The organism is Psychromonas algicola, assembly GCF_004378355.1.
Classification (GTDB): Bacteria; Pseudomonadota; Gammaproteobacteria; order Enterobacterales; family Psychromonadaceae; genus Psychromonas.
This window is the reverse complement of the sequence record NZ_SNUB01000011.1, coordinates 49,749-72,121: the sequence shown is the minus strand read 5'-3', so window position 1 is coordinate 72,121 and position 22,373 is coordinate 49,749. Positions and strand designations below refer to the sequence as shown.

The 22,373-nt window shown below is 36.9% G+C and carries 24 protein-coding genes; 7 read left to right on the top strand and 17 right to left on the bottom strand.

Annotation, left to right across the window (positions count from 1 at the left end; translation table 11 throughout):
- Window positions 1-453 precede the first annotated feature (453 nt).
- The gene (gene proB / locus E2R67_RS07690) at window positions 454-1,569 is read left to right on the top strand and encodes a glutamate 5-kinase (protein ID WP_134290353.1); all 1,116 of its coding nucleotides are present in this window, start codon (window positions 454-456) and stop codon (window positions 1,567-1,569) included.
- A 57-nt stretch (window positions 1,570-1,626) separates the two neighbouring features.
- On the opposite strand, the gene pfkB is transcribed toward proB, so the two are convergent.
- The gene (gene pfkB / locus E2R67_RS07685) at window positions 1,627-2,610 is read right to left on the bottom strand and encodes a 1-phosphofructokinase (protein WP_134290351.1); all 984 of its coding nucleotides are present in this window, start codon (window positions 2,608-2,610) and stop codon (window positions 1,627-1,629) included.
- 249 nt (window positions 2,611-2,859) lie between these two features.
- Here pfkB and E2R67_RS07680 point away from each other — a divergent pair, with 249 nt between their 5' ends.
- Window positions 2,860-3,351 (top strand): Hsp20 family protein, encoded by a 492-nt coding sequence (locus E2R67_RS07680; RefSeq protein WP_208379492.1) that lies wholly within the window; start codon window positions 2,860-2,862, stop codon window positions 3,349-3,351.
- A 270-nt stretch (window positions 3,352-3,621) separates the two neighbouring features.
- Here the strand turns inward: E2R67_RS07680 and E2R67_RS07675 are convergent, their stop codons facing one another.
- The 10 genes from E2R67_RS07675 to E2R67_RS07630 form a co-directional block, all read right to left on the bottom strand.
- Window positions 3,622-4,179: a nucleotidyltransferase family protein gene (locus E2R67_RS07675; protein ID WP_134290350.1), complete on the bottom strand. Its 558-nt coding sequence runs from the start codon at window positions 4,177-4,179 to the stop codon at window positions 3,622-3,624.
- 6 nt (window positions 4,180-4,185) lie between these two features.
- Entirely contained in the window at window positions 4,186-5,199 is a 1,014-nt protein-coding gene (locus tag E2R67_RS07670) for an AAA family ATPase (protein WP_134290348.1), read from the bottom strand.
- A complete protein-coding gene (gene pnuC / locus E2R67_RS07665; protein WP_208379491.1) occupies window positions 5,192-5,812 on the bottom strand; it encodes a nicotinamide riboside transporter PnuC in 621 nt (206 codons plus the stop codon). Before pnuC ends, E2R67_RS07670 begins: the two co-directional genes overlap by 8 nt.
- A 164-nt stretch (window positions 5,813-5,976) precedes the next feature.
- Window positions 5,977-6,261: a hypothetical protein gene (locus E2R67_RS07660; protein ID WP_134290346.1), complete on the bottom strand. Its 285-nt coding sequence runs from the start codon at window positions 6,259-6,261 to the stop codon at window positions 5,977-5,979.
- 35 nt (window positions 6,262-6,296) lie between these two features.
- Window positions 6,297-6,830 carry a hypothetical protein gene (locus E2R67_RS07655; RefSeq protein ID WP_134290345.1) on the bottom strand — a complete coding sequence of 178 codons (534 nt, stop codon included), beginning with the start codon at window positions 6,828-6,830 and terminating at the stop codon, window positions 6,297-6,299.
- 263 nt (window positions 6,831-7,093) lie between these two features.
- Entirely contained in the window at window positions 7,094-7,579 is a 486-nt protein-coding gene (locus E2R67_RS07650; protein WP_134290343.1) for a GNAT family N-acetyltransferase, read from the bottom strand.
- A 123-nt stretch (window positions 7,580-7,702) separates the two neighbouring features.
- Window positions 7,703-8,026 carry a hypothetical protein gene (locus tag E2R67_RS07645; protein ID WP_134290342.1) on the bottom strand — a complete coding sequence of 108 codons (324 nt, stop codon included), beginning with the start codon at window positions 8,024-8,026 and terminating at the stop codon, window positions 7,703-7,705.
- A 29-nt stretch (window positions 8,027-8,055) separates the two neighbouring features.
- Window positions 8,056-8,751: a tetratricopeptide repeat protein gene (locus tag E2R67_RS07640; protein ID WP_134290341.1), complete on the bottom strand. Its 696-nt coding sequence runs from the start codon at window positions 8,749-8,751 to the stop codon at window positions 8,056-8,058.
- Window positions 8,752-9,066: 315 nt separating this feature from the next.
- Window positions 9,067-9,444 carry a DUF2237 family protein gene (locus E2R67_RS07635; RefSeq protein WP_134290339.1) on the bottom strand — a complete coding sequence of 126 codons (378 nt, stop codon included), beginning with the start codon at window positions 9,442-9,444 and terminating at the stop codon, window positions 9,067-9,069.
- A gap of 535 nt (window positions 9,445-9,979) precedes the next feature.
- Window positions 9,980-10,672 (bottom strand): hypothetical protein, encoded by a 693-nt coding sequence (locus tag E2R67_RS07630; RefSeq protein ID WP_134290337.1) that lies wholly within the window; start codon window positions 10,670-10,672, stop codon window positions 9,980-9,982.
- A 210-nt stretch (window positions 10,673-10,882) separates the two neighbouring features.
- On the opposite strand from E2R67_RS07630, the gene E2R67_RS07625 reads away from it, so the two are divergent.
- Window positions 10,883-11,767, top strand: a complete 885-nt coding sequence (locus tag E2R67_RS07625; protein WP_134290336.1) for a LysR family transcriptional regulator — start codon at window positions 10,883-10,885, stop codon at window positions 11,765-11,767.
- A gap of 426 nt (window positions 11,768-12,193) precedes the next feature.
- On the opposite strand, the gene E2R67_RS07620 is transcribed toward E2R67_RS07625, so the two are convergent.
- Complete coding sequence (locus E2R67_RS07620; RefSeq protein ID WP_134290334.1) at window positions 12,194-12,601, bottom strand: hypothetical protein; 408 nt, start codon at window positions 12,599-12,601, stop codon at window positions 12,194-12,196.
- A gap of 564 nt (window positions 12,602-13,165) precedes the next feature.
- The gene (locus E2R67_RS07615) at window positions 13,166-13,483 is read right to left on the bottom strand and encodes a GIY-YIG nuclease family protein (protein WP_134290333.1); all 318 of its coding nucleotides are present in this window, start codon (window positions 13,481-13,483) and stop codon (window positions 13,166-13,168) included.
- Window positions 13,484-14,259: 776 nt separating this feature from the next.
- Here E2R67_RS07615 and E2R67_RS07610 point away from each other — a divergent pair.
- Window positions 14,260-14,454: a CPXCG motif-containing cysteine-rich protein gene (locus tag E2R67_RS07610; RefSeq protein ID WP_134290332.1), complete on the top strand. Its 195-nt coding sequence runs from the start codon at window positions 14,260-14,262 to the stop codon at window positions 14,452-14,454.
- A 128-nt stretch (window positions 14,455-14,582) separates the two neighbouring features.
- Here the strand turns inward: E2R67_RS07610 and map are convergent, their stop codons facing one another.
- From map to E2R67_RS07595, 3 genes are all read right to left on the bottom strand, one after another.
- A complete protein-coding gene (map, locus tag E2R67_RS07605) occupies window positions 14,583-15,359 on the bottom strand; it encodes a type I methionyl aminopeptidase (protein WP_134290331.1) in 777 nt (258 codons plus the stop codon).
- The gene (locus E2R67_RS07600; protein ID WP_134290330.1) at window positions 15,352-15,558 is read right to left on the bottom strand and encodes a ParD-like family protein; all 207 of its coding nucleotides are present in this window, start codon (window positions 15,556-15,558) and stop codon (window positions 15,352-15,354) included. Before E2R67_RS07600 ends, map begins: the two co-directional genes overlap by 8 nt.
- 273 nt (window positions 15,559-15,831) lie before the next feature.
- The gene (locus E2R67_RS07595) at window positions 15,832-16,521 is read right to left on the bottom strand and encodes a type 1 glutamine amidotransferase domain-containing protein (protein ID WP_134290329.1); all 690 of its coding nucleotides are present in this window, start codon (window positions 16,519-16,521) and stop codon (window positions 15,832-15,834) included.
- Between the two features lie 162 nt (window positions 16,522-16,683).
- On the opposite strand from E2R67_RS07595, the gene E2R67_RS07590 reads away from it, so the two are divergent.
- Both E2R67_RS07590 and E2R67_RS07585 read left to right on the top strand, forming a co-directional pair.
- On the top strand, window positions 16,684-17,592 hold the full coding sequence (locus E2R67_RS07590) for a LysR family transcriptional regulator (protein WP_134290328.1): 909 nt from the start codon (window positions 16,684-16,686) through the stop codon (window positions 17,590-17,592).
- Between the two features lie 110 nt (window positions 17,593-17,702).
- Window positions 17,703-19,388 carry an NAD-dependent malic enzyme gene (locus E2R67_RS07585; protein ID WP_208379495.1) on the top strand — a complete coding sequence of 562 codons (1,686 nt, stop codon included), beginning with the start codon at window positions 17,703-17,705 and terminating at the stop codon, window positions 19,386-19,388.
- 94 nt (window positions 19,389-19,482) lie between these two features.
- Here E2R67_RS07585 and E2R67_RS07580 read toward each other — a convergent pair whose 3' ends face one another.
- The gene (locus E2R67_RS07580; RefSeq protein WP_134290325.1) at window positions 19,483-20,643 is read right to left on the bottom strand and encodes an FAD-dependent monooxygenase; all 1,161 of its coding nucleotides are present in this window, start codon (window positions 20,641-20,643) and stop codon (window positions 19,483-19,485) included.
- A gap of 271 nt (window positions 20,644-20,914) precedes the next feature.
- Between E2R67_RS07580 and miaB the strand changes: the two genes are divergently transcribed.
- Window positions 20,915-22,336: a tRNA (N6-isopentenyl adenosine(37)-C2)-methylthiotransferase MiaB gene (gene miaB / locus E2R67_RS07575; protein ID WP_134290323.1), complete on the top strand. Its 1,422-nt coding sequence runs from the start codon at window positions 20,915-20,917 to the stop codon at window positions 22,334-22,336.
- The last annotated feature ends 37 nt before the right edge of the window (window positions 22,337-22,373 follow it).

Sequence of the window (22,373 nt, the reverse complement as noted above, 5' to 3'; positions counted from 1 at the left end):
CTTTTTTAAGCGCAAGATTTACAACTCAAAGCAAATGTAAATCGCATTAATTTGAGTACTTTTATCAATTTATTTGAAAAAAATCACACCCAACAAATGGCATTAATTATCAATAAGTTACATTACCTTTTACTCAAGCATTTTCGAGCAGATTAAAAAACAAACAAAAAATACAGATAAAATTGTGATATACTTCGCAACCTGTATTCGAGCAAGACTTGTTTTAATACATATTATCTTTTAATTAAACTTAACTAAGGCAGGAAATATAACCATGCTTATTTTGATAAGTTACTCTGATTCAAAAAGTCTCCCTCCCCCTCAAAACAGCAGTTTTGCAAACTAAAAATATTAACCAATAGTCAGTTAGCTATTACAACAAATCGCTTTTTACTCTGCGATTGAAGTTGTTACGTGTAAAAAAGAGTAATGCAGTAAAATAAAAGAGAAATTATGAAAAACCATAAATGGAATCGAATTGTATTAAAAGTCGGTAGCGCGCTCATAGCACCAGAAAGAAAAGGATGTAGTTCACGCTATCTTTTACATATCGCCAAATTTATATTGCAGTGCAGAGATATGGGAACAGAAGTGATCCTCGTATCATCAGGCTCAGTGGCAGCTGGAGCACATTTTTTCGGTGAAATAGAAAATCCCTCACTAGCCATCAAAAAAGCAATGGCAGCCGCAGGACAAAACGAAATGATGGCTGCTTGGGATCGTTTCTTTGACTTCCCTTCTGCGCAGATTTTATTAACACACGGTGATTTTCAAGATAGAGAAAGATATGACAGTGTGCGTGAAACCATCTTCGCATTACTTGACCATGGTATTTTGCCCGTTGTTAACGAAAACGATGTTGTTACGACTGATGCTTTGAAAGTTGGAGATAACGATAACTTATCTGCAATGGTTGCCGCAGCAGCAGACGCTGACGCACTCATTATCTGCTCTGACATCGATGGTTTATACGATAAAAATCCTCATACCAATGAAGATGCTGTGATGATCAAAAATGTAAATACAATCGATCAAAGTATTTACGATATGGCTGGCGGCGCTCATAGCAGTGTTGGTACTGGCGGTATGCAAACCAAGATAGAAGCGGCAGAAAAAGCAACATCACACGGCTTAACAACTTATATTATCAATGGCTTTAAAGAAAGTTCATTTGAGCAACTAATACAAGGTCAAAATCCGGGTACTGTTTTTGCTCCTTATGCAAAACCAATGGAAGAAGACTTACATTGGATGACACATACAGCGCGAGCACAAGGTGAAGTAGTCATCGGCGATGGGTTCGAATACCCACTCGATGAAAATAGTGACCAACTAACCAGTAACGAAATAGTGGAAGTGGTAGGTGAATTCTCTGCAGGCGATACTATTTTAATACGTAGCGATGATGGTAAACATCTCGCAAAAGCTGAAGCAAACTACGGTAGTTGTTTACTGAACTTCATATCAGACCATGATAATAATGATCAAGAGCATGAGTTCCAACACCAAACGGGTCCATTAGTCTCTGATAAAAATATTGCGGTTTTAGAGCAAGACGCACCTAAGTAAAAGAGTGGAAATTTAACTATCCACAAGCCCTAAAAGAAATATGTTTTTAGGGCTTTTTTATAACTTAAATTCACTATCACTAATCATTATTTTATTTTGGAGTTCAGTGACAATATTAATATTTGCAACACCAACACCCACCTGAGAAACTGCTAAAGCAGAAATCGCGGTTGCAAATGATAATGTCAGCTCTGCTTGCCAACCTTGCATGGCAGCCCAACAGAAACCAGCGACTAAACTATCTCCTGCACCCACCGTACTGACTATCTTCATTTCAGGAGGTTGCCCATAACGCCATTTAGACAAGTTTTTTCCATCTTTACTTAGCCACATCACTCCTTTCGCGCCTAATGAGACGACGATCTGCTCAATGCCTTTATTTGCAAGACGTTCAGCGGCTTGTTGATAATCGTCTAATGATAAAAGCTTGCCGCCAACCAATTCTGATAATTCATGTTCGTTAGGTTTTATAAACCAAGGTAATGCTTCTACTCCTGCAGCTAAAGCAGCTCCACTACTATCGAATATGACTTTTTTACCACGCTGTTTTAATGCTTGTATCCAATTTGCGCATAATTCAGGAGAAATCCCTTGCGCTAAACTACCAGCGAAAACAAAAAAATCATGGGTTTCAGCAAGTTCAAAGAGTGTTTTTTCAAATTCAATAATCGCTTGTGGGGAAACATAAATCCCCGGAAAATTAATATCGCTGACTTGGCCATTTTCTTCCACCAATTTAACATTAATACGCGTACTTCCTGTTACGCGAACAAATTTATCCGTTGCCTTTATTTCATTAAATAAGTTACAAAAAAGGGAGTCGTTATCGCAACCGAGGAAGCCAGTAACGGTGACTTCAGCTCCTAAGTCAGATAATACTTTAGCAACATTAACGCCTTTACCAGCGGCATGCAGCGTTCCTTGGTCAACCAAATTTAATGAACCAAGCTTCAATGACGCCAAATTGCCCGTTAAATCTAAAGCGGGGTTAAGTGTCACTGCGACCACTTTATTAACCTTTGTATGTGTTTTTTTATGCATTAATGAATCCATTTAAATGAATAATAAGCGTAATTTTCTCATGTTATGAGTCTATTAAAACAAGGCGAAATCATAAAAATATTCTTTATAAAAAATTTTACAATTTCCCCATTGAAAAGTGATTTTATAGACCATAGATGTATTAACGTGACGCAATGATATCTTACAAATCACGTCACTTATTGTTTTTATTTTACTTTTACCAATGACATTTAATGGGTGATTGGTATGACTCTAAGGAGACTTATTATGAACACAATTGACCTTACACCTCTCTACCGTAACAGCGTAGGTTTTGATCGTTTAGCATCATTAATTGATAATGCGTTAACCACGGAAACAAAAGCAAGTACTTATCCACCTTACAATATCGAAGTGCTCGATGAAAATAGCTATACCATTTCATTAGCGGTAGCAGGCTTTGCACAGGATGAACTTGATATTCAGGTTGAAAAAGGTGTACTGAGCGTATCCGGTAATAAAAACCAAGCTCAAGAGGAACGCAAATACCTACATCAAGGCATTCCTAATCGCACCTTTGAACGTAAATTTAACTTAGCTGATTATGTTGAAGTCACTGGCGCAGAGCTTTCTAACGGGCTATTAAACATTAGCCTTGTGAAAGAAATACCTGACACAATGAAACCTAAGAAGATTTCAATTAGTCAGAATGATAATGCTTTAGAACACCATAAAGAAGAGAAAGTGATTAACGAAAAGAACAAAGATAAAGCCGCCTAAATGGTGATGCTTGTTGATCACAACATGAGTTGAGGGTTTATGCCCCAAAGCGTTGAAAGAGGCAGCGAAAACTACCTCTTTAATGCTTATTTAACCTCAGTTCTGGATAATGGAATCGTAAATTCTTTTAATATCAAAACGTTAAAAACTTATACAGTACAGTGCTGTTAGTTTTGTGTAGTTCAAGGCAAATTATCGAAGCAATAGCTGGCTATTGGGAGATGATTTAACGCTGAAATACGTGAAAATAACGGTGCTGTATCGATTTGCTTATCCAGAATTGAGGTTATTTATTACAACCATCAACTTCGGCCATTGCTGCAACCAATTTTTAGATTTCACTCTGTCTTCAAACACGCTTAATTCACGTAGCGGATTATGTGTAACTTCAAAATTAAATAAAGAATCAAAACCAAAGGTAGAAATGCATTCATAACTTCCTGCTTCTATCTGACGGATCGCCACAGCGGTTTCTTTTTCAGGCCAAAATCCCATAGCATCAAGGCTATTTAAATACGCTCTATCACCATTACGTTGATTCATTTTAGCTTGATTACGTACCTGCCAGTTGACCGATGGCATTTGCTGTTTTAGCTCAGCTTCATATTTTAAGTAAGCTTGTTCATCCACTTCATTGTCATCAAAATAAATAACGTCCATATCATTAAGCGGAGTTGGACTCGTTTTTTGATGCAGATGATCCCACACCAAATTACGCACAAATCCAGCGGCTAAATAACAATCAGGTAAGTTAAGCTGAAAGACACAATCCAACGCATCCAGTCTTAACTTATCTTGTTTGATTAACGCGATGATTCGACTATTCATACAGACTTATTTAAAAACACTTAAGCTTGAAAGTACACGTTCAACCACTTTTGTTGCTTGAGTCTGCCTACTCTCCCAATTATCACTATCAATAACTTGATAATTTAACTGTAATGTTTCAAGTAGCATTTTCAATTCGCAGAAAAACCAATTTCTTATATTAAGATCGCCGGAATAACGAGTGCCATCATCAACCCAATTGACTTCAGAGCTAAGCAAAAGGTATTCATCAGCGGGTTGCCAATGATCTAATAACTCATGTAATGCACTTGGAATTTCACCTAACAAATACTTCGCCCACACCATGGTTTGTAATAAATCTGTATCTTCAAAACATAGGTAATTAGAAAGACTAACAGTTTCTTCCCTAATCGCTATATGACCGAGGGCAATTTCAATAAAATTTTCAGCTTCCCAATCTTTGCCTTGTTTAAATTCAGCATCATAGGTACGACCATATTCATGAATTGCTTGTGAATCAAACCGTGAAGAGAGCATTTTACACAACGTCGATTTTCCAACACTTTCAGCGCCTAACAAACACACTCTTTTTCTATAACTCGCTTGGACATTACTGGGAAGGAATTGCCAATACTTGGTCAAATCATCACGCACTTTTGTACCAGAAATGGGAAAGGTAACTCTTTCTATATCGACAATAAAAGGTTTTGCATTTAGCTCATCAGCTAATTGATGCACATATGATTCCGAACCAAAGACGTAATCAATCTGCCCTTTTACTAAGTCATTAATGGTTTTTCGCCAAATGTTCCAAAAGTCAGGGTGATCCTTTGGCTCTTGAGGAATATCGCGATGTAGATGTATAACCTTAACCTTGTCAGGCAAAGCACCTTTAACCCACTGATAACGAAGCGGCCCATTAATTGGCTCAATATCTCTGCTGCAAACCAAAACAATTAATTCATCAACTCGATTCATAGCAACCTTACAAAGAAATTCATGCCCTTTATGAAAAGGCATGAATTTACCAAGTAAAAAGCCACGTACGACATTAGTCACTTGATGCAACCTTAGCTAGATCATTTTGTTGTTTGAGGTGCTTTCTTTGCCAACTAATTAGCCCGATAGAAGCTAGAATAAGGAAAACAAAATACAAGGCAGCTGTTGGCATTAAGCCCTTAACGGCGAATAAAGCAATCGCGAGTAAATCAACAGCAATCCAAAGATACCAGTTTTGTAAATACCTTCTAGAAAGGAAGAACTGTGCAAGTATACTTAGCACTGCAATCGCACTATCCCAATATGGATAAGAAGCATCAGTCCACACATGCATCGCATAACTCCATGTAAGCCAAGCGATAACACCAAAGAATAAATATTGACTAAATACTTTAGAAGAAAGACTAACTACTTGAATTTTACCATCATCAGATTTCCCCTGTAGCCAACATGCCACGCCATAGATCTGCATAAAGAAGAAATAAACTTGTAAAATAGAATCGCTATAAAGTTGGTAATCATAAAAAATCTTCGCATATAAAATAACCATGATAAAGCCAAATAAGTAATTCCATATAGAGCGTCGAATAATTAAAACTACATTGATAAAACCACAAAAAACCGCAATAAGTTCAATCGCACTTGAGCCGAGCATTTGAATCAAAAAATCCAAAATGGTATCTCCCATAAAAAAGTAACTATCTATTAAAATAAGGCAGCATTATGCCAGATTTATACCCTACAGATATCTATAAACTTAAATAAGTACCTATGAATTAAAGAGTTGAAGAAATAAATATGGTGTGATTGAAGCCGACAAACTTAATTAGAATAAACCTAACTTAACTGTTCAGCTCTTTTAGAACGCAATGTTTGTATGCGCTGTTGACTGGGAGAAAGGTAACTTAATCTACCTCTCATCGCCCCATCAGGTCTAGATAAGTCCCAAATTCCAGCACATAAATTGCAAACAAACTGAGCCTCTAAGCCAGACTTTGATTCGCTGATTTTATGCTCCTGTACGAAATCATTAATCACCTTCATCGTAGAAGTAAAATCTAACTGAGTTGAGAAACCTTGTGTTTCAAATTTTTTAAGTGATAAACAAATGTCACACGTCATATTAATCCCTATGCGATTAACTTATTCTAAACACGTTAAACCATCCACTTCTCTGGTTCCATAAAGGTTAGCATATCGAAACCTTTATTTTGCAAATGCGCTTTGACAGATTTGTGGATCACAATTGCGCTTGGATTGTCTTCTAAACGGAACATAAGCATTCCTTTGGCTTTAAGCTCATCAAAGCTTAAATTACCGCGAATTTTAGCCATTTCTAGATCGCCCGTCGCAACTAAACCTAATAAATTCACAGCAATATAATCTTCGGTTTTAAATCCGGTCTCAGCATTGCTGATCACACAAGCGTAAGCATCCATGTTGTCAACACCAGCAGCTTCTAATTCGTTATATAAGCGCTTAGAAATAACTAGCGCATCGGCATAATACATTTCCTTTAAATCGTCCTTATAGCCTGAACGAATACCAATTTGTAGCGGCGTAGGTGGTTCTGTTTTAAATTGCTCACCAGCACGCCAAGAAGCTTGCTCCGATAAATAAACCGCTTTAATCATGGCAAAAGAACGTTCACCAGGAGGCATAAAACATTCAAGCATAAAATAATCAGACATTTATTTTCCACCTTAAAAAATTATTTTCATATTATTATAAAGTACTTACGTGTTAATAATTTAAGGCTATCAAAAAATACAAAGACTGGAAAATTATTTTTAAGGGCATTATTCGCAAATGAATTCACAATGATAAAAGGTAAGCGCTTGTTTTTTTATTAAGCAATTTAATGGAAGTTAACAAAGCCTTATATAGCTCCGCCTACTAAGCTGCGTAACCCATAAATTAAAACTTTATATAATGTTGTACTGTATCGATTTGCTTATCCAAAATTGAGGTTATTTACATTACGGGCAATCATTAAGACTTCATCGTCTGAATACAAATTTGAAATTTCAGCTTCAATTTCTGCTCCTAATGTCTCTCGATATAAATTTTGAGCAAAGTTATCAGAGCGAGTTGTCACTAATATATGTTTTAAAGTGGAGCCGTTTTTAGCAAGAAATCGTTTTATTATAACTAATGAACCAGTAATGATATTGCGCCCAGCTCCTTGACCTTGCCATGAAGGTTTAACCGCTAGTTGTTCTAACTCCAATACGACTTGAGGGCGAAAGCCGCTTTTTTGAATCCAAGTAATATACCCAACAATTTCATCATCAATTATCGCGACAAAATTTAATATACGAGGAGAGGCATTATAGTTACACTTTATCCATTCAAATGAGTGTTGTTGTCTAGGAAAGACTGATTGATGAATTTTAGCCACACTTTCAATATCAGTGATATTCATTAGTCGTAGAAACATTCACACCTCACTATTGATTTCATTTACCTTCATCATGATTGAAGGTTTACCAAGCACTTGTTTGAATTTATTAACATTAGTTAAGGACTTAAAAAAATTCAATAAAGTAAAAAGTTGACGAGGTTATTCAGGAATAAAATGAGCTTCAGGCCAGATTTCGTTAATTTCATCAGCTTGTTGGTGAGCTTTAAAACGCTCCCAAACGATGCCATTTACATCAATATCTTTGCTAAAGTTTTTCGCAGAGATATCTTCCCAACCTAAATGACGTAACTCCCCTGTTGCACAACTTGAGTCTTGACGCACTGATACATTAAGTGATTCAGTTCGCCATAATGCATATTCATGCTCAATATAAGAACAAGGTTTCTCGCCTAAACGCGCCGTGTAATCAACAACGGTTTCTTCTATTTTGTTCGTAGAGATTGCAATGTGGAATTTGTTCATGTCGTTTCCTTAACATTAAACAGCTTGGTTTAAATGCTTAGCCTTTCCGTTTTTTTATTCCTGTTTACGTTAATAATGAAGTGCACATAATGGTGGTTAAACGCTGGAGTCGGATAGGTAAAAGCTTTAATACTAGTTATCACACACTCAACAAATGGAGTTGATTTTTCTTCAGTAACAACCTTTGAAACATTACCTTCAAGTAAAATTTCAGCCACAACCTTAAATTTAAAAGTAGTGTCCTTATGTTCTTCAGCACATTTGTTAAGTGAAGCTTGCCAACTTAACTTAAAGTCACCAGTAGAGATGCTTGATAAGTATTTTTTACCTACTTTCGTTGCAGCTTGGATCTGACTCTTCTCATACAACTCTTCATAAGAAGATTTACTTAAATCATTTAAAGTATCAACTGATCCCAGCATAGATTTTGCTTTATAAGCAGCTTCAGTATCAACATATTCATCAAGAATGTAATTGAGTGTCCCTGATGCTTTAACGTCATTGTCTAACTTCAAATAATTATCTGCTTTTAACAACAATAAATTAGCAGTATCCTCACGAGAATATTCATACTTAGTTAAAGCACGCGTCGCTAGCCTTAATGACTCCTTATGGTCATTGGCATCATATGCTTTATAAGCACGATTTGCAGCAGACGGCGCTAATGAACAACCTGTTTGAAACAAACAGACAAGCACCAATAATAGTAGAGTAGATTTATTCATAGTTTCCTTTGGTACATATTAATGAATATTAAGATCGACTTATTTACTGCCATCAAGTAACAACAGAAATGAGTTTATAAAGAGGGTTTTAATACTATGCGATATAACCATGAAGTCTAGAAAGCGAAATTAAAAATCAAGCCTTTGTCATGCAAATAAGTAGGATGATAAGTGGCAATTAAATTTAATAGGTAAGATGTTATTGGTTTATTCGCTCAATTGTGGCGTTGTTTCAGCCACGTTGAGCAAGATTTTATTATTAACACTTTAAGCTTAAAAATTCACTAAATGAGCGAGCACTTTGCCATCAAACTATTAATTAAGATCTAGCGCGTAGTGTTTTAATAAAGCGATTGGGACTATTTCCAAGGCTTTAATATGTGTTCTTTTAAGGTGAACTCTCGGTGCCATATTTGCTTGTTCCGCTTCTAACCATCGCATTGCACATAAACACCAGCTATGGCCTTCTTTTAACCCTTCAAAACCATATTCAGGAACAGGTGTCGATAAGTCGTTACCTTTCGATTTAGAATATTCTAAGAATGCTTGTGTCACTTTAATACAAACAGTATGCGAGCCCACATCTTGTTTATTAGTATTGCATTTACCATCGCGGTAAAACCCAGTCACAGGATCTTCACAACACATTTCTAATGCTTCGCCAAATACATTGATCGATTCATCCATTTCCATATAACAATACCTTTTATTTTTATCAGAGAGTTAGCTGCGTTAAGCAGATTCAGAGGTAGGTTATCATGTGGGAAACACAAAAACAGTCAACTCTTTTATTGGTTTGCTAGTTATTCGGTTTTCCTTGCTATCCAAATAGAAATGCCAGTAGGCTCGTCTGCGCTCGTCGGATCATTTTGATAATTATTAGCAGCGTTTTCGCCCTGTCGGCGACATACTTTTTCTTACCAGAAGAATAAAGTAAGCAAAAAGACTGGCTCCCAATTCGTTTTTTTATCTGAATGAATCACAGCCTTCTAAACGCACCGCTCATACTCGACATCCATGTCTCGAAATGAGCTAGCAACGGCTTCCTGCCTTAGCTTGCTAAAGTCTGTAATTGATTCAGAAAAACTCAACGGGAGGGATTGATGTAGCCCCTTTGAGTAAGGTTTTATTATTAACTGTTTGATATTAGTTAATTAATAGATTAACTGTTTACTATTATTTACTTAACCAAGTGGCTGCCCAGCATTTTATAACTTTCACTATATCCCTATGAACAAACTCGTTTCTTATCTAACCAGAACGCAATGATTGCAAAAACGAGGTAAAGAGCAAGCGCGGTTATTGCACTGCTTTGTGTGGTTTCTTCTAATGACAATGGTCCAAAAATATTAATGAAGTTAACGATTAATAACAGCACAACAAAAAATGGCATGCCGTATCTCGCAATAGCCGTTTCATTGATGCCGGAATGATAAGTAGACTTCATATACAGATATAATCCGCCAACCAATAAGATTGCTTCCAAAATATAAGTTAGCAACGCATTGTTCCATAAACCAAAACCATAGAAATGTGTGTTATCTATAAATAATGGCAAATCCGGCGTATGTACGATTAAATCCAAACACCAATGAGAAATAACCGCGATAGCTAATGCAAAAGCAACCGAGATCTTCCCACTCAGCCCCTTTTCTTTTTTGACTAATAACCTTAATAGAAAATAAACAAGTGCAGACCATATAAGAACCGCAACTAAACTGTGACTATAAGGCATAAATTCCAACTGAAAATGCGTAGATTCAGTATAGTTTTCAATAAGATTAAAACGCTCTATGCCAAATAATGTGAATGAGAAAAACAAAAGATCCACAAACTGAACGCCAATAAATAACAAACCTAAAGAGGCTTTTTTCTGAGTCGCTTTAAGTGCAAAACTAACAGCATAATGACCAACAAACATAATAATAATTCCTTCAATGATTAATACCAATCACGATAAGTTTGAATAAACCAATGAAATCTATTACGTAAACAGAACTCATTAGATGATGCGCTCAGTATACTGATCATAATTTTATAGCGAATAACCAAAAGGCACCTGTCGCCATTCAAATATGAATAGCGTATTCTGATTTAATATTGAAATGAATGATCACAAGGAAAGGAAATAATGAATCATCTATCTTGGGAACTTATCCAAATTTTTTCTTCCGTTGCAAAGTTAGGTAGTTTATCCAAAGCTGCAAAAGCCCTTAATATTTCTCAACCAACATTAAGTCGTCAAATAGCATTATTAGAAAAAAAATTGCAAATTACGCTTTTTGAACGCAGTACTCAAGGCTTAAAACTCACGGATTTAGGGGCTAAATTAATAGAAAGCAGCGAGATGATGCAACAAGCATCAGAGCAGTTCGTGCGCACTGCTTCAGGCTCGATAATGTCATTAGCGGGCAATGTAAGAGTTAGCGCAAATGAAGTCATTGGGCTTTATTATTTACCAGAAGCCATTGCCGAATTTAATCAGAGCTATCCCGAAATTCAAGTTGAGATAGATATTTCAAATCAATCAACAAGTTTGCACAAGCGAGATGCCGATATTGCTTTAAGAATGTTTAGACCCACTCAACCAGAGTTGTTTGCTAAACGCCTACCCAATATCGAACTTAATTTTGTGGCAAGTAATGATTATTTAAGCAAACACGGCTCCCCAAAAAATTTACAAGAAATCGAACAACATACTTTAATAGGTTATGACAAAGATCCTCAATTTATAAAATTAATAAAACAACTAGGCTTACCCGTTGTTGAAAAGGATTTTTATTTAAAAACAGACTTCTTACCATTGCAAATTGAGCTAGCAAGAAAAGGAGCAGGCATCACCATTACTCACAAGCATCTTATTCAACAATGGGATGAATTAAATGAACTAATGACAGAGATTAAATTGCCTCATTTAGAGTTCTGGTTGGTCTGTCACGCAGACGTTCAACATAACCGCAGGATAAGGGTGTTAATGAGTTTTTTAACGACTTATTTGGAGAAGTTATTAAGCTAAGGGAGTTTGAATTGGTCAGAATAAACCTTAAAATTAAGAGCTTAGTGATTGGTTCGTCTACGCTCATCATAGCAGTTTGATATTTCATAACTTGGTATTTCGCCCTATCGGCGACTTTACTTTCTCTTACCAGAAGAGGCTTTTTACCCACAACAGGCAAAGAGACTGACACCGAATCGCTTTCTGATCCAAATAATACCTATGTTTTAAAATAATCTTTTATAACGCACCGGCTCTTGCTGGCCATCCATGGCCAGAACGAGCCTACCCCAAACATCCTGTTTGGGTTTGCTAAAAACAATTCATGATTTGGGAAAGCTCAACGGTGACGATGTCGTAGCCGCATAGAGTAAGGTTTTATGATTAGCTCTTTGATATTATTTAATTAACCAAGTGGCTGCCGAGCATTGTAGATTTATAAGCCGATTACACTAATTTTTGATATTCTCCATTACCATTGTGATATAGCCGAATTTCTATGCATTGGATTTCAATTTTTAATATCGCCAATTGTCGTTCAATCCATAAATAACCTATCTTATATGATTGATTAAGGAGTGGTATATATAGACTTTCAGGATCGCGTTCTTCATCAATGAGTAATATCTCATACCAATCAAATTCTCTGAATTCAGGTAAACAATCAGTATAATGTTCAGAACTTATTCCCCAGCCACCATTCATCAAAGTAGCTATATCCACGAAAAAATCACAATATTTTTGATTTTTATTAATGCAATAGTCAGCATACCTTTTTACTAAATCATGGAATTCATGTTTATAGTTTTCTAAAGTACTTTCGATTATTTTTCTAGCTTCGGGTAATTGATACATGGTTTCCTAAAGGCTTATAACAGTGTAACTAAGCCGAATTACTCCGTATTTACAGTGGAAAAACAGAATAGTTTAATTTGATAAATTAGATGTTACTTTAGTGTAATAAAGCATTAAATCAAGCGTTCAAATAAAAACATAAAACCTTTATCATATAAAAGGCGGAAAAGTTCCGCATTTACTGCAGAAATATACAATTTAGTTTTCTGTAGATAATGAAATATCACTCAACACGGCTACGACATTGTCACCGTTGAGCTTTCCCAAACAATGGATAACTTTCAGCAACAGCAAACAGGACGTTTGCTGTAAGTTCATCCCGCACATGGACGTGCCGTATGAACTGGTGCGTTAAGAAAGTTCTACATTGTTTGGATTAGAAAGCGATTCGATGTCAGTCTTTTGGCTTACTTTTTCTTCTGACCAAGAAAAAGTAGAGTCGCCGACAAGGCGAAACACCAAGCAATGCTATATCAAACTGCAACGACGAGCGCAGACGAGCGATCAACCAATCACAAATATGCATTCCCACAAAGAACAATAAAAACGAATCAAAAACAATAATCACAAAACTTGATTACTTGGTTGGTATTTTTCAATCCAATCCATTTTTAATGTATTAGCACTTAACTCATCATTAGTAATAAACCAACGATAACTCACCACATCACGTGCAGCACTTTTACCTTTTAATTCTGATAACGCAACCTCAAAACGACTTTTGACGGCACACCCAACATATAACACATCACTCGCTTCATTCAACAGAACAAATACGCCTAAACCTAAAGGTGCTTGATCTAATTTATCTGGATAATCAAACGCATAAGTTGATTGACTGGATACACGCTCATCTTTTTTATCTTTATGACTAAATCTCATTATTATTTTCCTAAAAAGAAATCTTTAATTAATAGTTAAAATATTTTGGTATGAGATTAAACAAAGCAGGAAGAAAACGTTTGATCAACCTCAATAGACATAGATAAAAGTTAACATGGCAGTCATTAGGTAAATAACAATCAAGATGACTGAATGAGCGTTGACGAACCAGAAATTTTGATTACCAAAGGTGGCTTAAAAGCCACGTCTCTAAAGCACAACAACAAAGACATATACGACACGCAATACAGGAACGATAATTCCCACCGTTGAACTTTCCCAAACAATGGATAACTTTCAGCAACAGCAAACAGGACGTTTGCTGTAAGTTCATCCGGCACATGGACGTGCCGTATGAACTGGTGCGTTAGAAAGTTACTCGCCGACAGGGCGAAACTGCTGTAAATAAACATCAAATAGCCTCGACGAGCGCAGACGAGTCAACAACCCTCCCGTTGAATTTTTCTGAATCAATCACAGACTTTAGCAAGCTAAGGCATGGATGCCGTTGCTAGCTCAGTTCGAGACATGGATGTCGAGTCTGAGCGGTGCGTTAAGAAGGCTGTTATTTATTCAGATTAAAAAACGATTCGGGAACAGTCTTTTTGCTTACTTTTTCTGCTGTTCAGAAAAAGTAGAGTCGCCGACAGGGCGAAAACACTGTAAATAATAATCAAGATGACTGGACGAGCGCAGACGAGCTTAAAACTCAATAAAAGAATCGGCAAACAAGGTAAGATAAATCCTACATCCCAAAAAAAACAAAAGGAACACTTATGCCTTTCCTGCAAGAAGAACAAATTTCCTGCCCTTATTGCGGTGAATCCATCGTGATTCTATTAGATCCTTCCGATACCGATCAGGAATACATCGAAGATTGCCAAGTTTGCTGTCAGCCAATTAACTTTACGGTTTCAGGTGAACAAAAAGGGGAATTGAAAGTACATGTGAGTAGCGACAACAGCTATTAACCATTATTAAAAGAGCAATGATTAAATAACAGCTATTAGATAACTGTCATTAAATGACTATGATTAAAAATCGCTACACATGCATAAAAAGAAGCATTAAAACTTAAGGAACGTAAACGCCCTACTCTTTAAGCTACCTTTTCTTCTTCACGAAGCGTTAACACTTCATAGCCGGTTTCGGTGACTAAAATAGTGTGCTCCCATTGAGCTGATAACTTTTTATCGCGCGTTACCACTGTCCAACCATCTTTTTTCGTCTTTATTTTCTTTGTACCTTGGTTGATCATCGGCTCGATGGTGAATGTCATCCCCTCTTCTAGCGTTAAACCTGAATGCGCTTTTCCGTAATGAAGGACTTCAGGTGCTTCGTGCATTTCTCTGCCAATACCATGCCCGCAATATTCACGCACGATGCTATAACCTGCTGATTCTGCATGTTTTTGGATTGCATTACCGACATCACCCAATGTTGCTTTAGGCTTAACGACTTTAATGCCTTCCCACATGGCTTCATAAGTGGTTTTAACTAAACGTTTTGCTTCCGCACTTGTGTTAGAAAAGGTATACATTTTACTTGAATCACTAATAAAACCATTTTTCTCTAAGGTGATATCAAGATTTAAAATGTCTTTTGCTTTTAGTTGGTACTTATCACTAGGGACGCCATGACAAACAACATCATTAACTGATGAATTAAGCGAATACTGATAACCATATTGCCCTTTGCTGGCAGGTCGTGCATTTAATTCATTAACAATAAAATCTTCTACTTTAGTGTCGATTTCTAATGTTGTTAGCCCTTCACAAACAAAGCCATCAAGCATTTTAAAAACTTGAGCTAACAGTTTGCCTGCTTCTCTCATGAATTCGATTTCATCTGCCGTTTTAATTGTTACTTTACTCATGCAAAATCTCCGCAATCGTTAGGTTTTCTTTTAATAATTGTTGTTTGATAATTTCATGAAAAGTCAGTGTTGGATTTAACTCAGCTAACATGCCCATTTTTATCCAAAATTCTGCCTGTGAATTAATTGATCTCGACATAACGTTACTCGATTTTCTTATTTCATCATGTAACTCGTCAGTTATTTTAACGATCCCCATTATATGCTCCGTATATGTTTAATATACGGATCGTATACTCATGAATTTAGATGTCAATTGAGAATGATAATAAAAAGAATACGACCATTAATTTCAAGTTAGCAGTGCGATAAATGTCATTGAGATAAACAATAAAAGGAACAAAAAAACAAAGAAAAAAGCCGTTATCAAGTTTAATCAATAACGGCCTTTAGTTTGTTAACTTGAGCGGGGGAGCCAAGCTAACAAATTTGATAAACGAAATACTAACCTAAAACTGTGCGCCTATTAAAACTATGCGCCTAAATGTGCAATTAGTTTTTCAGCCACCAGCTCAGAACTTGCTGGGTTTTGACCAGAAATAACCAAACCATCTTGTACGGCAAAGGCATTGAAATCATCTACTTTTTGGTAATCTGCACCGCGTTTGATTAACTCGTCTTCCACTAAGAAAGGGACGATATCAGTTAATTGTACGGCTGCTTCTTCACTGTTAGTGAAACCAGCTACCGCTTTACCTTTAATAACATATTCGCCGTTGCTATCTTTAATGTCTAATAATACTGCGCTTGCATGACATACTGCACCAACGGGTTTGTTAGCCGCTAAGAAGTTCTCAATTAATTTAATTGAATCGGCATTGTATGCAAGATCCCATAATGGGCCGTGACCACCTGGGTAGAAAACTGCATCGTAATCGCTTTCATTTACAGATGATAAAACAACTGTGTTAGCAAGTTCTGCTTTTACTGCATCATCTTGGTCGTAACGTTTAGTTGCGTCCGTTTCGAAATCTGCTAATTGGCTTGTTGGATCAACAGGAGGTTGGCCGCCTAGTGGCGATGCTAATGTGATATCAAAACCTGCATCTTTAAATACGTAATACGGTGCAGCAAACTCTTCAACCCAAAAACCTGTTTTATGGTCTGTATCACCTAATTTATCGTGTGAAGTTAAAACGATTAATACTTTTTTGTTGCTCATAGTGTGACCCTTATTTTGCAATTATTATTGTTAGTGTTATCTGTATTTAGATAATGAACAACAGTATAGGCTTAATATAATTTTGAACAATGCAGACTTTACTGACATCATTGTTATAATAATTGATACAAACTATCCCGATATAAACAAAAAGAGTCACTAATGGAACTTTCCTTTGAACAATTAAAAAGCATGGTGGTATTTGCACAGGTAATTGAGCAAGGCAGTTTAAGTGCAGCGGCCAAGCATGTTGGATTGTCGCGTGCAGTGGTGAGTTATCACATTAAAAAACTAGAAACACAATTAGGCATAAAATTACTTAACCGCTCGACTCGTAGCATTGCCCTCACAGAAGCAGGCAGTCAATATTATGAACGCTGTAAAGTGATTGTTGAGCAAGCTTTGGCGGCAAACCAACAAATCGAAAACCTTAAAAATGACCCAACTGGGGTCATTAAAATAAGTTGCCCCGTGAGTGTTGGGTTAAATATTATTGTGCCTGCGTTAAATGAATTTCGTCAGTTTTATCCTAATATTCAATTAGATGTGAACTTGAGTGATGAAGTGGTCAATATTATTAAAGAAGGGTTTGATGTCGCGATACGTGGCGCTGTTTTACCTGACTCTGGTTTACAAGCCGTGAAACTCTCAACCTTGCATACTTGTTTATGTGCTTCGCCCCACTATTTATTAAAACACGGTCGCCCTACGACGCCTGCGCAATTAAGCTCGCATCAATGGGTGCTTTATAAGTTATCGGCTAGTACCTTGGATATTCAAAAAGGCAACCGCTCTTATAAGGTTAAATTATCAGGTAATGTCAGTACCAATAACGCAGCTGCTCGAACTGCTTTTGTAGAAGGTGGACACGGTTTAGGGCGCATTCCAACCTATGATGCGTTACCTAAAATAAAGTCAGGGACGCTTACTCAGATTTTAACAGACTATCAACTGAACGATATTGAACTCTATGCGGTATTTCCTCCGGGGAGTGCAGACTCTAAAAAGTTACGTTTATTGCTCGATTATCTAAAAGATTATTTTAAAAAACATAAAATAGAACTCAGCTAACACACATTAGGTTGTAAATGGTTTAGCTATCATTTAGATTGGGCTATTGTTTATACACTATAATTAATTCAGGCATGATTTAAAGCATGCTTTACTCAATAAGAGATATGATTATGCCATCAAAACGCCCCTTATATATCCCCTTCGCTGGCCCTGCATTATTAGAAACGTCACTACTTAACAAAGGCAGTGCATTTTCATTAGAAGAGCGAGACAGTTTTAATTTAACTGGATTATTACCGCATACCATTGAAACCATTGAAGAACAGTCTTTACGTGCTTATCAGCAACTTTGTTCTTTTAATAGTGATTTGGATAAACATATCTACTTACGTAACATTCAAGATACTAACGAAACGCTTTATCACCATTTAATTGAAGATCATATTGAAGAAGTGATGCCGCTGATTTACACGCCAACGGTTGGCCAAGCCTGTGAAAAGTTTTCTAAAATATATCGTCGTAAGCGTGGATTATTTATTTCTTATCCTGAGCGTCATAAAATTGATGATATGTTACAGAATGCGACTAAGCAGAATGTAAAAGTTATAGTCGTAACAGATGGTGAGCGAATTTTAGGATTGGGCGACCAAGGTATCGGTGGCATGGGGATCCCAATTGGTAAGTTAGCTTTATATACTGCCTGTGGTGGTATCAGTCCTGCGCACTGTTTACCTATTTTATTAGATGTAGGTACTAACAATAGCCAATTATTAAATGATCCTATGTATATGGGATGGCGTAACCCACGTATTACTGGCGAAGAATACAATGAATTTGTCGATTTATTTATTCAAGCTGTTAAGCGTCGTTGGCCTGAAGTGTTATTACAATTTGAAGATTTTGCGCAAACTAATGCAACACCACTATTAAACAAGTATCGTGATCAACTTTGTTGTTTTAATGATGATATTCAAGGTACAGCAGCGGTCTCTGTTGGGACGCTAATTGCAGCTTGTTTAAATAAAGGGCAAAAACTAAGCGAACAGAATATTGCTTTCTTAGGTGCTGGCTCAGCAGGTTGTGGTATTGCTGAACATATTATTCGTCAAATGCAACGTGAAGGCTTAACTGAAGAGCAAGCACGTAAACAAGTGTTTATGGTAGATCGTTACGGTTTATTAACCGATAACATGCCAGATTTACAAGCTTTCCAATCGCCGTTAGCACAAAAATCAGCGGCAATAGAAAGCTGGGATCACAGCCAATCTCTAGGCTTAGAGCAAGTGGTTAAACAAGGTAAGATCACTGTATTGTTTGGCGTGAGTGGTCAAGCAGGTTTATTCACACAATCAGTGATTGAAACTTTATGTGAAAATACAGAACAACCTATTGTATTACCGCTTTCAAACCCAACATCACGTGTGGAAGCAACGCCACAAGACGTAACTAATTGGAGTAAAGGTAAAGCTATTATTGCAACAGGTAGCCCTTTCCCGAATACCCTTTACGAAGGTCAATCTTTTGAAGTTTCTCAATGTAATAATAGTTACATCTTCCCGGGGATTGGTTTAGGTGTGTTAGCAGCGCGTGCCACTGGGATCAGCGATAATATGTTAATGGCAGCAAGCCAAGCCTTAGCAGATGCATCAATGGACTATGAAAAAGCACCGGGTGCTTTATTACCACCATTAAAAGTGATTCAAGAAATCAGTGAAAAAATTGCTAATGCGGTTGCGCGACAAGCAATTGAAGATGGATTAGCGTTACCGGTTACCGATGAAAATATGAAGCGTCGCTTACATGCTAACTTCTGGTTACCTCGTTACCGTGATTATCGCCGAACGTCTTTCTAAGCGAATCACTTAACCTCGCCAATAAACAAATAAAAAGCCGCCACTTAAACTATTAAGTCGCGGCTTTTTTGTATTCATGAAATCACTTATATCTTTAATTTATTCCCATCGCATAACGCATGACACGATTTTTAATCTCACCGGATTGTTGTGCTAACCCTAAAAAGCTTTTTCGTAAAAAGCGTAGTGCAGTTGAATCTGATTTACTGACTTTATAAAAAACATCCATCCCCGTTTGCATTAATAAATTCGCTGGCTGACGTTGGCGTTGATAACGCTTTAATATTTCAGGTATTGATAAATCACTACACAAAGTAAGCAATTCAACTAAACATTGCACATCTTTAAATCCAAGGTTTACGCCCTGCCCTGCTAATGGATTAATGGTATGAGCCGCATCCCCTAATAATACAACACGCCCTTGGTAATAGTGTTTTGCATGACGTCGAGTAAGTGGGAATCCACCTTTACTTTGCACTTCAAAATCAAAATCTAAATGTGGAAATTCAGCTAAAATAGTTTGCTTCAATTGTTGATTGGTTAAGCTTTGTAATTGTTTTATTTTTTGTGGGCTGTGATACCACACTAAACTTCCGTTATGCCCAGCTAACGGTAAAAAAGCACAAGGACCTGTTTCTCTAAATTCTTGCCATGTAATGCTTTGTTGAGGGCAATCAGTTGTAATGTTAATTAGCAGACAATGTTGACGATAATCCCAACTTGTCACTGGCAGTTGTAAGTGATTACGTACCGCAGAGTTAGCACCATCGCAAGCAAGCAACAATTCAGCTTGTAACGTTTTTTGATTGGATAGTGTGACATTAACTTGCTGTTCGTTTTGCTCAATATTCAATACTTCAACGTTTTCATAGAAATGCACGTTCGATAATTGTTTGAGTTGTTGCCATAGCACAGCTTGGATCCAACGGTTTTCGGCAATATAACCTAATAATGCTTCTCCGATATCATCACTAGAAAATATTAATTTTTGGCTGCCAGCTTCCCATGTTTGTAAACCTTTATAAGCACAGACACGAGATTCAGGGATCATATCCCAGACACCAGCTTGCTCAAGTAAGGCTTTGCTTTGTGCACTAAAAGCAGACACGCGTAGGTCAAACTGATCATCAATTTGTGGCATGACTAATGGTGATTTTTCGATAAGGTGAATGGTATCGCCTTGTTTAGCAAGCAATGAAGCGGATAAAGCGCCAACCATTCCACCGCCAACAATAATAATTTCCCTATTTGCCATAACATCCTCAATATTTACCAAAGCGCTCTTTTGCTAGCGTTATTTAATGAACTTCATCAGAACGCTTGATTGTACGTAAATTACTGCCAATTGGGAAAAATTAAGCCATTTTTTTGAGTGTTTAAAACCCAGTTACCCGCTGAATTTTTAATAAACGTAAAGCTTGCAAACAAAAAGTAGCATGATTGCCTTGAAGTGCGTAAAATGCGACCTCTTTTGAAGAAACAAACAAATTAGTCTCAACTAATAGCAACAATGGTAGGCAGTCGATATGAGCATGAAATTACACGTTAAAACTTGGGGTTGTCAGATGAATGAGTACGATTCATCGAAAATGGCAGACCTTTTAAATGCAAGCAATGGATACGTTTCTGTTGATGAAGCAGAAGATGCAGATGTAATTTTATTGAATACCTGTTCTATTCGTGAAAAAGCACAGGAAAAAGTATTCCACCAACTAGGTCGTTGGAGAAAATTAAAAGAAAAAAATCCTAACATCATTATTGGTGTTGGCGGTTGTGTCGCTTCGCAAGAAGGTAAAGCGATTCGTCGTCGCGCACCTTATGTTGATATTGTTTTTGGTCCGCAAACATTACATCGTTTACCAAAAATGATTAAAGACGTGAAAGAAAATAAAGGCAATGTGGTTGATGTCAGTTTCCCTGAAATTGAAAAGTTTGACTCAATGCCAGAGCCAAGAGCAGAAGGTGCAACGGCCTTTGTTTCAATTATGGAAGGTTGTTCAAAATACTGTACTTTCTGTGTGGTACCTTACACGCGTGGTGAGGAAGTAAGCCGTCCGTTAGATGATATTTTATTAGAAGTTGCACAGCTTGCAGAACAAGGCGTACGTGAAATTAATTTATTAGGACAAAACGTAAACTCTTACATCAGCACAATGCACGATGGTGAAGAATGTAGTTTTGCTGAATTATTACGTTATGTGGCATCTATCGATGGTATTGATCGCTTACGTTACACTACAAGTAACCCGATTGATTTTACCGATGAAATTATTGATGTTTACCGTGACACACCTGAGCTAGTTGATTTTTTACATCTTCCTGTACAAGCCGGTGCGGATCGTATTTTAAACCTAATGAAACGTGGACATACTGTTGCGCAGTACAAAGAAAAGATTGCCGCATTAAAAGCAGTAAGACCAAATTTAACGATTAGTTCTGACTTTATTGTTGGCTTCCCGAATGAAACCGATGAAGACTTCCAACAAACGATGGATCTGATTAACTTTATTGGTTTTGATACAAGCTATAGTTTTATTTATAGCCAACGTCCAGGAACGCCTGCGGCAGATATGCCTGATGATGTTGATATGGAAACCAAAAAGAAACGCTTAGCCATCTTACAAGATCGCATTCACCAACATTCACAATTAATTGGTCGCCGTATGGTCGGTTCAGTACAACGTATTTTAGTAGAAGGTCCTTCGCGTAAGAATATTATGGAACTTTGCGGACGTACTGAAAATAACCGTATCGTAAACTTTGAAGGTGATCATCGTTCAATTGGCGGTTTTGTTGATGTTGAGATAACAGAAGTTCATACTAACTCTATCCGTGGTAAATTTATTCGCGGTGAATCAGAAATGAATTTACGTGAATCTATTCGTCCAAGTGATATTGTTAAGAAACAAAACAGTAAACTCGGTGTCGAAACCTTTGTGCCAGCTTAGGCTGTACTGAAAAGAATGAACAAGCATTAATAACTAA

What these genes read in the sequence shown, in the direction of transcription:
- E2R67_RS07680 (WP_208379492.1), top strand. Translation starts at nt 2,860, where the DNA reads ATGAACACAATTGACCTTACACCTCTCTACCGTAACAGCGTAGGTTTT.
- E2R67_RS07595 (WP_134290329.1), bottom strand. Translation starts at nt 16,521, where the DNA reads ATGAGCAACAAAAAAGTATTAATCGTTTTAACTTCACACGATAAATTA.
- E2R67_RS07650 (WP_134290343.1), bottom strand. Translation starts at nt 7,579, where the DNA reads ATGTTTCTACGACTAATGAATATCACTGATATTGAAAGTGTGGCTAAA.
- E2R67_RS07620 (WP_134290334.1), bottom strand. Translation starts at nt 12,601, where the DNA reads ATGTATCAATTACCCGAAGCTAGAAAAATAATCGAAAGTACTTTAGAA.
- proB (WP_134290353.1), top strand. Translation starts at nt 454, where the DNA reads ATGAAAAACCATAAATGGAATCGAATTGTATTAAAAGTCGGTAGCGCG.
- E2R67_RS07610 (WP_134290332.1), top strand. Translation starts at nt 14,260, where the DNA reads ATGCCTTTCCTGCAAGAAGAACAAATTTCCTGCCCTTATTGCGGTGAA.
- E2R67_RS07630 (WP_134290337.1), bottom strand. Translation starts at nt 10,672, where the DNA reads ATGTTTGTTGGTCATTATGCTGTTAGTTTTGCACTTAAAGCGACTCAG.
- E2R67_RS07635 (WP_134290339.1), bottom strand. Translation starts at nt 9,444, where the DNA reads ATGGAAATGGATGAATCGATCAATGTATTTGGCGAAGCATTAGAAATG.
- miaB (WP_134290323.1), top strand. Translation starts at nt 20,915, where the DNA reads ATGAGCATGAAATTACACGTTAAAACTTGGGGTTGTCAGATGAATGAG.
- pfkB (WP_134290351.1), bottom strand. Translation starts at nt 2,610, where the DNA reads ATGCATAAAAAAACACATACAAAGGTTAATAAAGTGGTCGCAGTGACA.
- E2R67_RS07590 (WP_134290328.1), top strand. Translation starts at nt 16,684, where the DNA reads ATGGAACTTTCCTTTGAACAATTAAAAAGCATGGTGGTATTTGCACAG.
- E2R67_RS07580 (WP_134290325.1), bottom strand. Translation starts at nt 20,643, where the DNA reads ATGGCAAATAGGGAAATTATTATTGTTGGCGGTGGAATGGTTGGCGCT.
- E2R67_RS07645 (WP_134290342.1), bottom strand. Translation starts at nt 8,026, where the DNA reads ATGAACAAATTCCACATTGCAATCTCTACGAACAAAATAGAAGAAACC.
- E2R67_RS07640 (WP_134290341.1), bottom strand. Translation starts at nt 8,751, where the DNA reads ATGAATAAATCTACTCTACTATTATTGGTGCTTGTCTGTTTGTTTCAA.
- E2R67_RS07625 (WP_134290336.1), top strand. Translation starts at nt 10,883, where the DNA reads ATGAATCATCTATCTTGGGAACTTATCCAAATTTTTTCTTCCGTTGCA.
- E2R67_RS07615 (WP_134290333.1), bottom strand. Translation starts at nt 13,483, where the DNA reads ATGAGATTTAGTCATAAAGATAAAAAAGATGAGCGTGTATCCAGTCAA.
- E2R67_RS07660 (WP_134290346.1), bottom strand. Translation starts at nt 6,261, where the DNA reads ATGACGTGTGACATTTGTTTATCACTTAAAAAATTTGAAACACAAGGT.
- E2R67_RS07655 (WP_134290345.1), bottom strand. Translation starts at nt 6,830, where the DNA reads ATGTCTGATTATTTTATGCTTGAATGTTTTATGCCTCCTGGTGAACGT.
- map (WP_134290331.1), bottom strand. Translation starts at nt 15,359, where the DNA reads ATGAGTAAAGTAACAATTAAAACGGCAGATGAAATCGAATTCATGAGA.
- E2R67_RS07675 (WP_134290350.1), bottom strand. Translation starts at nt 4,179, where the DNA reads ATGAATAGTCGAATCATCGCGTTAATCAAACAAGATAAGTTAAGACTG.
- E2R67_RS07600 (WP_134290330.1), bottom strand. Translation starts at nt 15,558, where the DNA reads ATGGGGATCGTTAAAATAACTGACGAGTTACATGATGAAATAAGAAAA.